This window comes from Ruminococcus intestinalis, assembly GCF_014288065.1.
Taxonomy (GTDB): domain Bacteria; phylum Bacillota; class Clostridia; order Oscillospirales; family Acutalibacteraceae; genus Ruminococcoides; species Ruminococcoides intestinale_A.
In genome coordinates this window covers 355264-368708 of record NZ_JACOPS010000002.1, presented here as the reverse complement: position 1 = coordinate 368708, position 13445 = coordinate 355264, and the positions used below count along the sequence as shown (strand labels likewise).

Sequence of the window (13445 nt, the reverse complement as noted above, 5' to 3'; positions counted from 1 at the left end):
ATGTTAAATTGTGTATTTTTATCGGAGGATTTTACTATGGACGCTTATAAAAAGGAATTTATTGAATTTATGGTTGATTGCCAGGTGCTTAAATTTGGCGATTTCGTAACAAAAAGCGGCAGAAAGACACCTTTCTTTGTAAACACAGGCTTTTACAGAACAGGCGCACAGCTTAGAAAGCTCGGCGGCTACTATGCAGAGGCTATCAAAGAGAAATTCGGTCTTGATTTTGATGTTCTCTTCGGACCTGCATACAAGGGTATTCCGCTTTCTGTTGCCGCTGCTATTGCTATCAGCGAAAAGTACGATACAGATATTCGCTACTGCTCAAACCGTAAAGAGGTTAAGGACCACGGAGATAAGGGTATTTTACTCGGCAGTCCTATAAATGACGGAGACAAGGTAGTTATTATCGAAGATGTTACTACAGCCGGTACTTCTATCGAGGAAACTCTCCCGATTATCAAGGCGCAGGGCAATGTTGACCCTATCGGTCTTGTGGTTTCTGTTGACAGAATGGAAAGAGGCAAGGGTACAAAGAGTGCTCTCTCTGAAATCGAGGAGAAATACGGCTTAAAGACTACTGCAATCGTTACCATGGCAGAGGTTGTTGAGCACCTTTACAATAAGGAATACAAGGGCAAGGTTATTATTGACGACAAGCTCAAGGCTGCAATTGACGCATACTATGAGCAGTACGGTGTAAAAGAATAATTACTTAACAGAAATTTAATCGGAGGTGAATGGCGTGGCAAATGAGCATACAGGACACCGTGACCGTGTTCGCAAAAAGTTTCTTGAAAACGGATTTGACGGCTTTGAGCCGCACGAGGTGCTTGAAATGTGCCTTTTCTATGCCATTCCCCGAAAAGATACAAATGCGCTTGCACACCGTTTGCTCGACAGGTATTTAACCGTTGCGGGTGTGTGCGACGCACCTGTTGACGAGCTTATGCGTGAATTTTCACTTTCGCAGTCTTGTGCGGTTTTTCTGAAAATGCTGCCCGAGTTTTCGAGAGTGTATAAAGAATCAAAAACGGAAAATCATAATGTCATCGAGCTTGAACATCTCGGAGAAATGTTTATAAATAAGTTTATAGGCAGAACAAACGAGGCAGTTGCGCTTATGCTCGGAGATGCAAAGGGCAGAATGATTTTCTTTGACATTATTGCCAAAGGTTCGCTAAGTTCGTCGGATGTTCCGCTTAGGAAAATCGTTGACCTTGCGCTAAGGCACAACGCAAAGACCGCTTTTTTAGGACACAATCATCCGAGCGGCTCGGCATTGCCCTCGCAAAGCGATCTGACTTCTACAAAAATCATAAGACGAACTCTTGATAGCATAGGAGTAAGCCTTGTTGACCATTATATTGTGACGGAGTTTGACTATGTTTCCCTGCGTGAAAGTGAAATGTCGGGAAGTATTTTTTTATTGTAATAAGGTTTGATTTTATGGAATTTAAACTGAAATCTAAATATAAGCCTACGGGTGACCAACCTGCTGCGATTGACGAGCTTGTAAACAGCATTGAGTCGGGCAACAGAGAGCAGACTTTGCTCGGCGTAACGGGTTCGGGTAAAACATTTACTATGGCTAATATAATAGAAAGAACGCAAAGACCTACCCTGGTGCTTGCACACAACAAAACTCTTGCGGCACAGCTTTGCAGCGAGTTTAAGGAGTTTTTCCCCGATAATGCGGTAGAATACTTTGTGTCTTATTACGATTACTATCAGCCGGAGGCATACATTGCCAACACGGATACTTATATAGAAAAGGACAGCGCTGTAAATGACGAAATAGACAAACTCAGGCACAGCGCTACTCTTGCGCTTTCTGAAAGACGAGATGTAATTATAGTTGCTTCGGTTTCCTGTATTTACAGCTTGGGCGACCCTATTGATTACCGAAATATGGTAATATCTTTACGCCCCGGTATGGTAAAAAGCCGAGATGACCTTGTGAAAAAACTCGTTGAACTGCAATATGAGCGCAACGATGTTAATTTTATAAGAAATAAGTTCAGAGTAAGGGGAGATGTGGTCGAAATTTTTCCTGCCGCATCTAACGATTCTATAATAAGAGTAGAATTTTTCGGCGATGAAATTGACCGTATATCCGAGATTAACCCACTTACGGGAGAACTAAAGGCGGTTTTGCGTCATGCGGCAATTTATCCTGCGTCACACTACATTGTTTCTAAGGATAAAATGGCAACCGCACTCAAAGAAATTGACCGTGAACTTGAAGAAAGACTTGCGTATTTTCGTGAGAACGGAAAATTGCTTGAGGCACAGAGAATTGAACAGCGCACACGCTATGATATGGAGATGCTGCAGGAAATCGGATTTTGTACGGGCATTGAGAACTATTCGAGAATTTTGTCGGGCAGAAAACCCGGTTCTTCGCCGTTTACTTTGCTTGACTATTTTCCCAAGGATTTTCTGTTGTTTGTTGATGAGTCGCATGTCACTTTGCCGCAGGTAAGAGGAATGTACGCAGGCGACCATGCACGAAAGAAAAATCTTATTGATTACGGTTTCCGCCTGCCGTCTGCATTTGACAACAGACCGCTTAATTTTGACGAATTTTACGACAGAATAAATCAGGTTGTGTTTGTAAGTGCAACTCCGGGCGACCTTGAACTTGAAAAATCACAGACAATAGCAGAGCAGATTATCAGACCTACAGGACTTCTTGACCCTGAAATTTCGGTAAGACCTACCGAGGGACAGCTTGATGATTTGGTTTCTGAAATTAATATAAGGGTGAGCAAAAAGCAGAGAGTGCTTATTACCACTCTTACCAAGAAAATGGCGGAGGATTTGACAGCATACCTTGAAACAATGGGTATCAAGGTGCGCTATATGCACCACGATATAGACACCGTAGAGCGTATGGAAATTGTCAGAGATTTGCGCCTCGGCGAATTTGATGTGCTTGTCGGAATCAACCTTTTGCGAGAGGGTCTTGATATTCCGGAAGTATCGCTGGTTGCCGTGCTTGACGCCGACAAAGAGGGATTTTTGCGCAGTGAGCGTTCACTTATTCAGATTTGCGGCCGTGCCGCACGAAACAGCGAGGGCACTGTAATAATGTATGCCGACAGTGTAACCGATTCTATGCGCAAGGCGATTACCGAAACCGAACGCAGAAGAAAAATTCAGCAGGCATACAACAAGGAACACGGCATTACGCCAACCACTATTGTTAAAAAAGTCAGTGAAATTCTTGAAATTTCTACACATACAGATGATGAATTTAAATCGGCTAAAAAGCTGAACAAGGCTCAAAAGCAACAGCTCATCGAGAGCCTTACTAAGGAAATGAAAGCTGCCGCAAAGCTGCTTGAATTTGAACACGCCGCATATCTGCGTGACAAAATCAAAAAGCTCCGTGGCGATAAATGAGGATTGATTAAATGGCTAAAACCAAAGCAGTTGAATACGGTGATTCAAGTATTTCTGCCCTTAAAGGTGCAGACAGAGTACGAAAAAGACCTGCGGTTATTTTTGGCTCTGACGGTATTGACGGCTGTCAACATTCAGTTTTTGAAATTCTTTCTAACTCTATTGACGAGGCAAGAGAGGGCTACGGCAAAAAAATTACCGTAACAAGGTTTTCTGACGGTTCTATCGAGGTAGAAGACCACGGCAGAGGTATTCCCGTTGACTTTAACGAAAAAGAAAATGAGTTTAACTGGAAGCTTGTATTCTGCGAAATGTACGCAGGCGGTAAATATAATAATAACGAGGGCGAGAGCTATGAGTTTTCGCTCGGTATGAACGGTCTTGGACTTTGCTCAACACAGTACAGCTCCGAATATATGGATGTTGATATTCGCCGTGGCGGCATACGCTATACCCTGCATTTTGAAAAGGGCGAGAATGTCGGCGGCTTAAAAAAAGAGCCGTACAATAAAAAGGATACAGGTACAAAAATCCGTTGGAAACCTGACCTTGAGGTATTTACCGATATAGACATTCAGCCTGAATATTTCCTTGACATAATGAAAAGACAGGCTATTGTCAATGCGGGCGTTGAATTTGTGTTCAGAAATCAGAACGGTAAGAGCTTTGACACCACAACTTATTGCTATGTAAACGGTATTGAGGATCATGTTGCGGAGGTCATCGGCGAAAACGGTTTTACTTCGGTTCAGCATTGGACAACGGAGGTAAAAACCCGTGACCGTGACGATAAGCCGGAATATAAATGTAAAATTGATGTTGCGGTTGCTTTTTCAAATCAGACAAGACTTACCGAGTATTACCACAACTCAAGCTGGCTTGAGCACGGCGGTGCTCCTGATAAAGCGGTGAGAACTGCTTTTCTTTATCAGATAGACAATTACTTAAAGACAAATAATAAATACAATAAATCGGAAAGCAAGATAAAATTTGATGATATTGAAGACTGCCTTGTGTGTGTAATTTCTTCGTTTTCGAGCGTATCTTCGTATGAAAACCAGACTAAAAAGTCAGTTACCAACAAGGGTATTCAGGACGCAATGACTGCTTTCTTAAAGCAGAGCCTTGAAGTTTATTTTATCGAAAATCCGCTTGAGGCAGACAAAATCGCACAGCAGGTACTTGTAAACAAGCGTAGCAGAGAGAATGCCGAAAAAACAAGACTTAACATAAAGAAAAAGCTTTCGGGCAGTCTTGATATGACAAACCGTGTAGCTAAGTTTGTTGACTGCCGTAGCAAAAATGCCGAGGAAAGAGAGCTTTTTATAGTAGAGGGTGACTCTGCTCTCGGTGCTTGTAAGCAGGCAAGAAACCCTGATTTTCAGGCGATTATGCCAATCAGAGGTAAAATACTTAACTGTCTTAAGGCTGATTATGACAAAATTTTTAAGAGCGAAATAATTACGGATTTGCTTAGAGTGCTCGGCTGCGGTGTTGAGGTAAAGTCAAAGGCCAATAAAAACTTGAGCGAATTTGACCTTAACGCACTGCGTTGGAATAAAGTTATTCTCTGTACCGATGCCGATGTTGACGGATTTCAGATCAGAACATTGCTTTTGACAATGCTGTACAGACTTACTCCTACGCTAATAAACGAGGGAAAAGTCTTTATTGCGGAATCACCGCTTTATGAGATTACAGCTAAAAATGATGTGTATTTTGCGTATGACGAGGCGGAGAAAGATAAGTTTATTGCGGAAATCGGCAAAGAGAAATTCACAATTCAGCGTTCAAAAGGTCTTGGTGAAAACGAGCCTGATATGATGAACCTTACAACTATGAATCCTGCTACTCGCAGACTTATAAAGGTTATGCCGACAGACGCTGAAAAAACAGCGGAAATTTTTGATATTCTGCTCGGTGACAATCTTCAGGGCAGAAAAGATTACATTGTGGCTCACGGTAATGAGTACATTGACAATCTTGATGTAAGCTGACGGGAGGTGCGAATTTATGGCAAAAAGAAGAAGAACACAGCCTGCCGCAACGGGGAAAACACACGGTGTTATCAACGGTGCGGGTGAAGTTGTAGAACAGAACATTGACTCTACAATCAGAGAAAACTATATGCCTTACGCAATGAGCGTTATTCTTTCCCGTGCTATTCCGGAGATTGACGGATTTAAACCGTCGCACAGAAAGCTGCTTTATACAATGTATAAAATGGGACTTTTAAACGGTGCAAGAACAAAATCCGCTAATATTGTCGGTGCAACTATGAAACTTAATCCGCACGGCGATTTGGCAATTTATGACACTATGGTGCGACTTTCGAGAGGCTACGAAGCACTTTTACATCCTTATGTGGATTCAAAGGGTAACTTCGGTAAATTCTACAGCCGTGATATGGCATGGGCGGCATCAAGATATACAGAGGCAAAACTTGACAAAATCTGTAACGAGCTTTTTCGTGATATAGATAAAGATACCGTAGACTTTGTTGATAACTACGATAATACAATGAAAGAGCCGTCACTTTTGCCGGTTGCTTTTCCGTCTGTACTTGTAAATACAAACACAGGTATTGCGGTAGGTATGGCGTCAAATATCTGTTCTTTCAATTTAAAAGAAATTTGCGAAACCACGGCGGCGCTTATTCGTGACCCGAACCACGATGTTATGCAAACATTGCCTGCACCTGATTTTATCGGCGGCTGTCAGATTATTTATGACGAAAACGCCTTAAGACAGGTTTATGAAACGGGTAAGGGCGGAATAAAACTAAGGGCAAGGTACCAGTACGATAAATCGGCAAACTGTATTGATGTACTTTCAATTCCGAGCACAACCACTTGCGAAGTTATTATTGAAAAGATTATTGACCTTGTAAAAGCAGGAAAAATAAAGGATATTGCCGATGTTCGAGATGAAACGGGTATTGACGGTCTTAAGATAACAATTGACCTTAAGCGCGGTGTTGATCCCGACCGACTTATGGCAAAACTTTACCGTTTTACAACGCTTGAAGATTCATTCTCCTGCAACTTTAATGTACTTATCGGCGGAGTGCCGAGGGTGCTCGGTGTTAAGGCTTTGCTTGAAGAATGGATTGCATTCAGAATTGAATGTGTAAGACGAAGAACATATTTTGACAGAAACAAAAAAGCCGAAAAGCTCCACCTTTTAAAGGGTCTTGAGGCTATTTTGCTTGATATTGACAAAGCGGTTAAAATTGTAAGAGAAACAGATGAAGAGGCAGAGGTTGTACCAAACCTTATGATTGGATTTGGTATTGACGAGGTTCAGGCAGAGTATGTTGCAGAAATAAAACTTCGTCATCTGAACCGTGAATATATTTTAAAGCGTACGGCAGAAATTGAGGCACTTGAAAAGGAAATTGCCGAACTTGACGAAATTCTCAAGAGCAAGACAAGAATTAAAACCATAATTGTAAAGGAACTCAAAGAGATTGCCGAAAAATACGGTCAGCCACGAAAGAGTATTATAATTTACGAAGATATCGTAAGTTATACGGAGGAAAAGGACGATGTTCCTGATTACCCCGTAAATCTTTTCTTTACAAAGGAAGGCTATTTCAAGAAGATTACTCCGCAGTCGCTTAGAATGAGCAGCAACCATAAGCTCAAGGACGGCGATGAGATTGCCCAGACCTGCGAATTTTCAAATAACGGCGAATTGCTGTTCTTTACCGATAAATGTCAGGTTTACAAAGCAAAGGCAGCGGATTTCACCGATACAAAGGCAAGCGCTCTCGGCGAGTATGTACCGGCAAAGTTGGGTATGGACGAGGGCGAAAACGCTGTATATATGGTTGCAACAAAGGATTATAAGGGTATTCTGTTGTTTGCGTTTGAGAACGGTAAACTTGCAAAAGTGCCGCTTGAGGCTTATCAAACAAAGACAAACCGCAAAAAACTTACGGGCGCTTATTCCGATAAATCACCGCTTGCGGGAATGGTATTCTTTACAGAGGATAAAGAATTTTTGTTGAAAGCGTCATCAGGCAGAATGTTGCTTATTCATTCGGGTGCAATTAATCTGAAAACAACCCGTTCGACACAGGGCGTGGCGGTTATGAAACTCAAAAAAGGTCACAGACTGTTTGAAATTTCGGAGTATGTTGAGGGAACATTTGCAAAGCCGCAGAGATACAGAACGAAAACACTTCCTACTCTCGGCGCTATGCCTGCAAATGAAGATTCAACCGACGAACAGCTTACGCTGATTTAACTGTATATTTCACCTTTGGAAATATACCGAAAAAATTTAATTTTTTTCAAAAAAATCTTGCAAAATCTATAATTTTATGTTAATATAAATTAGTTAGTTTTTGTATTTGGAACTTATTATACATTTATATTACAGAAAGGAACGGTATAATATGGGCGTTTGGGGTATTGTTCTTGGTTCAGTGCTTATCGTAGCAGCCATTGCAATTATCATCGTAATTATTCTTCAGCAGGGCAACCAGCAGGGTATCGGTGTTGTTTCCGGTGCTGCTGACTCTTATTTCTCAAAAAATAAGGCTCGCTCGATTGATGCAAAGCTTGCTCGTTTTACAAAGTTTTTTGCAGCAATTTTCGTAATTATCGTAATTGCACTTAATGTACTTGCTTATTTTGTCGGAAAAAGTTTCTGATTAAGCTTGTAATATTTTTAAAATTTCAAACATAATTATAGACCGTAGGTTAGTCCTGCGGTCTATTTTTGTTTTTATGGTTTAGCAAATTGATTTGCAAATTAATTACAAAAGTTTGGTCGACCTTTTCAAAGGTCGTGGGTGTGGGCAAAGCCCACAAATATTTTCCGTTTATACAATCTAACGATAGCCAAACAGTTTGCTGTTTGGCGGCTTGAACGAATGGGCGAAAGCCCTTAAATGCGACAGCAATAAGAAAGCCAATCGATATATAATGAAAAGTTAATTATTTCTTTTATAAAAGGCTGTCGCCTGTTTTAACAAACTTAGTTTTAGCACGCAAACAGCGTGGCTGTTTGCGCCTGATAAATTGTTATATCGGAAGATTTTTATGGGCGCTGCCCAAACCCGCAAGCCTTTAAAAAGGCTTGACCTAAATTTTTAAATTATTTTGCCTAACATTTAGAGCAAAACCAATTTATCCTACATATATAAAAGACTCTGTTTTACAGTGTTGTTTATGCTAAAGGAGCTGTTAATTATGCCTTTGTGGGGAATAGGATTAATGTTTTTCGGTGCATTTTTGTTGTTTGCATTTGCTCATTACATAAGTAAAAGCAGACATCCGTTTAAAAGAAGTCTGCTTTCAATGGCTATAGGAATTTTAACGCTGATTGCGGTAAATCTGACAGGCTCTTTTACAGGTGTGTACCTGCCTGTAAGCCTTGTGTCGGTGTGTTGTGCCGCATTTGGCGGAGTTCCCGGAGTAACGCTGATGCTTGGACTGAATTTGTTTTTTTAAATTAATTTCTGTTTATTTTATTATCTTTCAAAAGCCTTGCAAAATCAATTAGCAAGGCTTTTTCTGCAATATATAAAAATAAGCCACTGTTGCGGTGACTTATGAATTTAAAAATTCGACTAAAAGCATACTTAGTATTTTTTGCTGTCTGTTTGACAATTCTTTGCCTTTAAGGTTGCAGTCGCTAAATTCTTCATAGAGCAGTTTCATTATATTTGACTGCGTTTCGTTTAGGTTGTTAATGTAGAGTGCATCTTTCTTTTCTATGCCAACCAAGTAGTCGAGAGAAACATTGAACACATTTGAAATTGAGATTAAAACTTCGAGCGGAGGAAATTTGATGTTGTTTTCATAATTGCTTATGACAGGCTTGCTTCTTCCGACTCGTCTGCCCAACTCTTCTTGTGACATATTTCTTGATTCTCGTAATTGTCTTATTCTTAAACCAAAGTCAAACATATAATTCACCTCAAAAAGTTTTTGATAAAAATATTTTAAAACACTTGCGTTTTGTAATCGAAAACTGTATAATACAATTGTTAACAAAACGAAAATTTTTAATCTTTAAAGTTTACTTTTAGAAAACAGTTTGAGCTTTATGAGGAGGAATATTTTATGAAAAAATTTATTTCAGGCATTTTGATTGCGGCTATGCTGACTTCGGTCTTGTGTGCCTGTAATAACAGTGAAAATCAATCAGACACTTCACAGTCAGAAAATAGTGCGAATTCGTCACAACAAACCGTGACAACAGAGGCTATGGCAGCACAGATTACAACACAACCTGCAACAGAACCAAATTATGAGAATACAAACTATGTTGCACCGATTCTGCAGAAAAATCAAAAGTATAAATTTGAAGAAATTTCGCTAGATGAGGCGGCAACCTCAAGCGGATATTCAATGTCGGACAGTAATTTTAGAATATCTGAGATATATGAGAATGGAGAATATTTGGTTGTGAATGTTATGTATTCAAATTATAATTCCACCTCAAATTTTTGTGCATACAATGTTATATTTGATTTGGAAGGTAATATGGTTGCCAATCTTTCTAATATCTCACTTAATGAGGGATATGGAAAAAGCGGACAAATATGTGGAATATACGGTGATTGTATTATAATTAAATTCGATACTCCGATTCGTAGTGAGGAGAAATTTGCCTTATACAATTTGAAAACAAAAGAATTAAAATACATAGATTCAGAATACAGTTCACCTAAAATAGATAACGGTGTAATTATTTTCGGTAAAAATGAAGAAAATTTATATAAATATGGCGCATTAGATTTAGATTTAAATGAAATTATACCTGCTGAATATGATGAACTTTATCTTGCGTCACCAAAATTAATTATAGCAAAAAAAGGCGAAAAATATGGACTTATTGATTATAACAATAAAACTGTTACAGATTTTAATTACAAAAAAATTATTAATTTTGCCGGTTACGCAAGTGATGATTATTTTAAATATTGGGGACAAATTGATTTTGAAAAAAATATAAACAAGTATACAGTTGCGTTAGATGAGAACGACAAAGTTGTTTTGATTGATAAAAACGGGAAAGTTTTTGATGTAAATTTAGAAATACCAGAGTACAATTTAGGCGATGGACGAGTAGTTGCACAATATAATGATAAAACATATATTAAAAATAGAGAAATTGTTACGGATACTGACGGTAATATAATAACAGATGCAGCGTTAAGAGGAGAGCTTTTTCCGTGTGGTTTTGTAAACGGATATTGTATTACAAAGGATAATAACGGAGTTTATAATTTAATTGATAACAAAGGAAAAAATTTTTACACAAACTCTGCCGATAATTATGAAATAAGCAGATTTTATTCGGTAGATCAGAACGGTTTATTTGAGGTTGTTTATAATTTAAAAAATAATGATGAAAAGGTAAAAACGGAAATTTTAGATTTATCCGGAAATGTAGCTTATACAATTGAAGATAAATATATTTCTCCAATCGGAAAGGGTATGTTCAAACAATTAAAAAATGAAAGTTACAAGGTTTACAAAGTAATAGCAGAATGAGGCTATTTAAGCAAAAATCAATTGTAAAAAACAAATATATTCTATATATAAAAATACCGACTCGCATTAAAATTGCAAGTCGGTATCTTGTTTCTTAATATTAATCTTATCAATTGCTTTTATAATCATAAAAGACTTTCGAGTGCTTCGCCTACGCTTTCTTTGTTTTGTGTGAGCATGGCGAGTATTACTTTATAAAAAGTTGTTGGGTTTTCGTAAAAATTCTTTTTGATTATTTGTGCCTGCGACATATCCGGAGCAAAAATCGAAAAACTCAGCAAATCAAGATTTCCGCCCGAAATTTTGCAGTTTACATTGTAACCCATATCGGTTTTAACGATTTCTACGCTGTTTTCACGCTCTTTTTTCTTTTGCGCAAGCAGGTTTATTGCGCAGTCATACGCTTTTTCTTTTACGGTGTAGGCAAGTATGGTGTCGAGCTGATTTGCAATCATAACTCCGTTTTTGCTGACGGTATATGTCTTTATATCTCCGTCGGAGCCTTCTTCAATTATATTTCCTTTTTCAATAAGATCGTCAAAGCATGAACTTGTTTCAAAGTAATTTGCAAGGCTTTCCTCACATATTGAGTCAACAATAATTTCTTTGCTGACGGGTTCTTTAATTGAATTTAAAAGATAGCATATAAGAATACGAATTTCGTATTTGCTCCTCATTCCGCCCGGGACAATACCCTCGTCAAATGTATCAAAAGCCATAGTTTCACCTAATTTCAGTTTAATTTATTTAATTATATCATATAAAAATATAAATGTGTAGAGAAATTTTATAATAACCGAAAAAATATTCCGATATGTATTGCTTTTGCGGTTAATTATGTTTTAATTTAACAGTAATTAAGGCTGAATTTTCATATTTAAAAAATTGCCGATATGGAGAAAATATTATAAATAAACACACATAAAATTTCGCAAATAAAAATATTTTAATAATATAGTAACCTAAATGTTAAAAATATTTTAAAAATTATAGTATAATTTGAAAAAATAATTGACTGTATATTGTTCTTATGGTAGAATGTTGTTGTGAAAGGAGATGTGAATATGGAAGAGTATATGCCTTTTGTCTGGATTGGTATTGCAGTGGTTATGGCTGTGGGCGAGGCCGCAACAAATCAGCTTGTTTCAATATGGTTTGTCGTAGGTGCACTTTGCGCTGCCGTATCCTCTCTTATTACTTCGTCTGTGCTTGTTCAGGTTATAGTGTTTATCGTAGTTACCTGCGGTACGCTCATTGCTACAAAACCGCTTGTGGATAAGTATAAAAAAGGTCATAAGGAGGTAAAAACAAATTCCGACAGATTTATTGGGCAAACAGGTGTAATGCTTACCGATATTGACACTTTGGAAGCAGTAGGTCAGGTAAAGGTGAGCGGTGAAGTCTGGACCGCAAAGCTAAAAAATCCTACACCTGTAAAGAAAGACGACAAAGTCAAAATCCTTGCCATTGAGGGTGTAAAAATGATAGTTGAACCTTGGCAGGGAGAATAATTATTGAATGGAGAAATCAGAATGGGACCGTTAATTGTAATTGCAATTATTTTATTAATCATTTTAATTGCTATAATCAGCAATGTTAAAATCGTACCGCAGGCGCACGCTTATGTAGTTGAAAGACTCGGTGCTTATCACTCAACTTGGGGTACGGGCTTGCATGTAAAAATTCCTTTTATCGACAAAGTTTCAAGAAAAGTATCTTTAAAAGAGCAGGTAGTTGACTTCCCGCCTCAGCCTGTTATAACAAGAGATAATGTTACTATGCAGATTGATACCGTAGTTTATTTTGAAATTACAGACCCTAAGCTTTACAGCTACGGTGTTGAGCGTCCGCTTAACGCTATTGAAAATCTTACGGCAACCACACTTCGTAACATAATCGGTGAACTCGAACTCGACAGCACACTTACTTCCCGTGACACTATCAACGATAAAATCAGAATTATCCTTGATGAGGCTACAGACGCATGGGGTATCAGAGTAAAGCGTGTTGAGCTTAAGAACATTCTTCCGCCTCGTGAAATTCAGGACGCAATGGAAAAGCAGATGAAGGCAGAGCGTGAAAGAAGAGCTAAGATTCTTGACGCCGAAGGTGAAAAGCGCAGTCAGATTCTTATTGCGGAAGGTCTTAAAGAGTCTGCTATTCTAAAAGCTGACGCTGTTAAGGAACAGAAAATCAGAGAGGCTGCCGGTGAGGCAGAGGCTATTCTTACAGTACAGAGAGCTAATGCCGACGCTCTTCGTATGCTCAATGAGGCTGCTCCTACAGACAGAATCATTCAGCTTAAATCTCTCGAGGCGTTTGCAAAGGCAGCTGACGGTAAGGCTACAAAGATTATTATTCCGTCGGAGCTTCAGTCAATTGCAGGAAATGTTGCCGCAATTAAGGAAATCTGGAAAGATGAGCCTGCAAAGAAGTAATACAGTATAATTCTAAATCAAAATATGGCATAAGGGTGCAGTTTTTATCTGCACCCTTAGGTGCTTTTTTATAGGAAGTGAA

12 protein-coding genes are annotated in these 13445 nt (G+C 38.6%); 10 read left to right on the top strand and 2 right to left on the bottom strand.

What is annotated here, in order from left to right; genetic code table 11:
- The first annotated feature begins 36 nt into the window (after positions 1 to 36).
- The 7 genes from pyrE to H8R91_RS05890 all read left to right on the top strand — a co-directional run bounded on the left by pyrE (position 37) and on the right by H8R91_RS05890 (position 8873).
- Positions 37 to 714 carry an orotate phosphoribosyltransferase gene (gene pyrE, locus H8R91_RS05920; RefSeq protein ID WP_186935254.1) on the top strand — a complete coding sequence of 226 codons (678 nt, stop codon included), beginning with the start codon at positions 37 to 39 and terminating at the stop codon, positions 712 to 714.
- Between the two features lie 34 nt (positions 715 to 748).
- Positions 749 to 1438 (top strand): JAB domain-containing protein, encoded by a 690-nt coding sequence (locus tag H8R91_RS12410; RefSeq protein WP_186935253.1) that lies wholly within the window; start codon positions 749 to 751, stop codon positions 1436 to 1438.
- Between the two features lie 14 nt (positions 1439 to 1452).
- The gene (gene uvrB / locus H8R91_RS05910; protein WP_186935252.1) at positions 1453 to 3411 is read left to right on the top strand and encodes an excinuclease ABC subunit UvrB; all 1959 of its coding nucleotides are present in this window, start codon (positions 1453 to 1455) and stop codon (positions 3409 to 3411) included.
- An 11-nt stretch (positions 3412 to 3422) separates the two neighbouring features.
- Positions 3423 to 5408 carry a DNA gyrase/topoisomerase IV subunit B gene (locus H8R91_RS05905; RefSeq protein ID WP_186935251.1) on the top strand — a complete coding sequence of 662 codons (1986 nt, stop codon included), beginning with the start codon at positions 3423 to 3425 and terminating at the stop codon, positions 5406 to 5408.
- A 16-nt stretch (positions 5409 to 5424) separates the two neighbouring features.
- A complete protein-coding gene (locus H8R91_RS05900; protein ID WP_186935250.1) occupies positions 5425 to 7662 on the top strand; it encodes a DNA gyrase subunit A in 2238 nt (745 codons plus the stop codon).
- Positions 7663 to 7813: 151 nt separating this feature from the next.
- A complete protein-coding gene (gene secG / locus H8R91_RS05895) occupies positions 7814 to 8071 on the top strand; it encodes a preprotein translocase subunit SecG (RefSeq protein WP_022234208.1) in 258 nt (85 codons plus the stop codon).
- Between the two features lie 541 nt (positions 8072 to 8612).
- On the top strand, positions 8613 to 8873 hold the full coding sequence (locus tag H8R91_RS05890) for a pro-sigmaK processing inhibitor BofA family protein (protein WP_186935249.1): 261 nt from the start codon (positions 8613 to 8615) through the stop codon (positions 8871 to 8873).
- 99 nt (positions 8874 to 8972) lie between these two features.
- Here the strand turns inward: H8R91_RS05890 and H8R91_RS05885 are convergent, their stop codons facing one another.
- Positions 8973 to 9332, bottom strand: coding sequence for a helix-turn-helix domain-containing protein (locus H8R91_RS05885; protein WP_117705458.1), 360 nt, complete (start codon positions 9330 to 9332; stop codon positions 8973 to 8975).
- A 156-nt stretch (positions 9333 to 9488) separates the two neighbouring features.
- On the opposite strand from H8R91_RS05885, the gene H8R91_RS05880 reads away from it, so the two are divergent.
- On the top strand, positions 9489 to 10925 hold the full coding sequence (locus H8R91_RS05880; protein WP_186935248.1) for a hypothetical protein: 1437 nt from the start codon (positions 9489 to 9491) through the stop codon (positions 10923 to 10925).
- Positions 10926 to 11050: 125 nt separating this feature from the next.
- Here the strand turns inward: H8R91_RS05880 and H8R91_RS05875 are convergent, their stop codons facing one another.
- Entirely contained in the window at positions 11051 to 11644 is a 594-nt protein-coding gene (locus H8R91_RS05875; protein ID WP_186935247.1) for a DUF4364 family protein, read from the bottom strand.
- A 345-nt stretch (positions 11645 to 11989) separates the two neighbouring features.
- Here H8R91_RS05875 and H8R91_RS05870 point away from each other — a divergent pair, with 345 nt between their 5' ends.
- Entirely contained in the window at positions 11990 to 12436 is a 447-nt protein-coding gene (locus tag H8R91_RS05870; RefSeq protein WP_117705451.1) for an NfeD family protein, read from the top strand.
- 21 nt (positions 12437 to 12457) lie between these two features.
- Positions 12458 to 13363, top strand: coding sequence for an SPFH domain-containing protein (locus H8R91_RS05865; RefSeq protein ID WP_186935246.1), 906 nt, complete (start codon positions 12458 to 12460; stop codon positions 13361 to 13363).
- The last annotated feature ends 82 nt before the right edge of the window (positions 13364 to 13445 follow it).

What these genes read in the sequence shown, in the direction of transcription:
- secG (WP_022234208.1), top strand. Translation starts at nt 7,814, where the DNA reads ATGGGCGTTTGGGGTATTGTTCTTGGTTCAGTGCTTATCGTAGCAGCC.
- H8R91_RS05865 (WP_186935246.1), top strand. Translation starts at nt 12,458, where the DNA reads ATGGGACCGTTAATTGTAATTGCAATTATTTTATTAATCATTTTAATT.
- H8R91_RS05875 (WP_186935247.1), bottom strand. Translation starts at nt 11,644, where the DNA reads ATGGCTTTTGATACATTTGACGAGGGTATTGTCCCGGGCGGAATGAGG.
- uvrB (WP_186935252.1), top strand. Translation starts at nt 1,453, where the DNA reads ATGGAATTTAAACTGAAATCTAAATATAAGCCTACGGGTGACCAACCT.
- pyrE (WP_186935254.1), top strand. Translation starts at nt 37, where the DNA reads ATGGACGCTTATAAAAAGGAATTTATTGAATTTATGGTTGATTGCCAG.
- H8R91_RS05905 (WP_186935251.1), top strand. Translation starts at nt 3,423, where the DNA reads ATGGCTAAAACCAAAGCAGTTGAATACGGTGATTCAAGTATTTCTGCC.
- H8R91_RS05880 (WP_186935248.1), top strand. Translation starts at nt 9,489, where the DNA reads ATGAAAAAATTTATTTCAGGCATTTTGATTGCGGCTATGCTGACTTCG.
- H8R91_RS05900 (WP_186935250.1), top strand. Translation starts at nt 5,425, where the DNA reads ATGGCAAAAAGAAGAAGAACACAGCCTGCCGCAACGGGGAAAACACAC.
- H8R91_RS05870 (WP_117705451.1), top strand. Translation starts at nt 11,990, where the DNA reads ATGGAAGAGTATATGCCTTTTGTCTGGATTGGTATTGCAGTGGTTATG.
- H8R91_RS05890 (WP_186935249.1), top strand. Translation starts at nt 8,613, where the DNA reads ATGCCTTTGTGGGGAATAGGATTAATGTTTTTCGGTGCATTTTTGTTG.
- H8R91_RS05885 (WP_117705458.1), bottom strand. Translation starts at nt 9,332, where the DNA reads ATGTTTGACTTTGGTTTAAGAATAAGACAATTACGAGAATCAAGAAAT.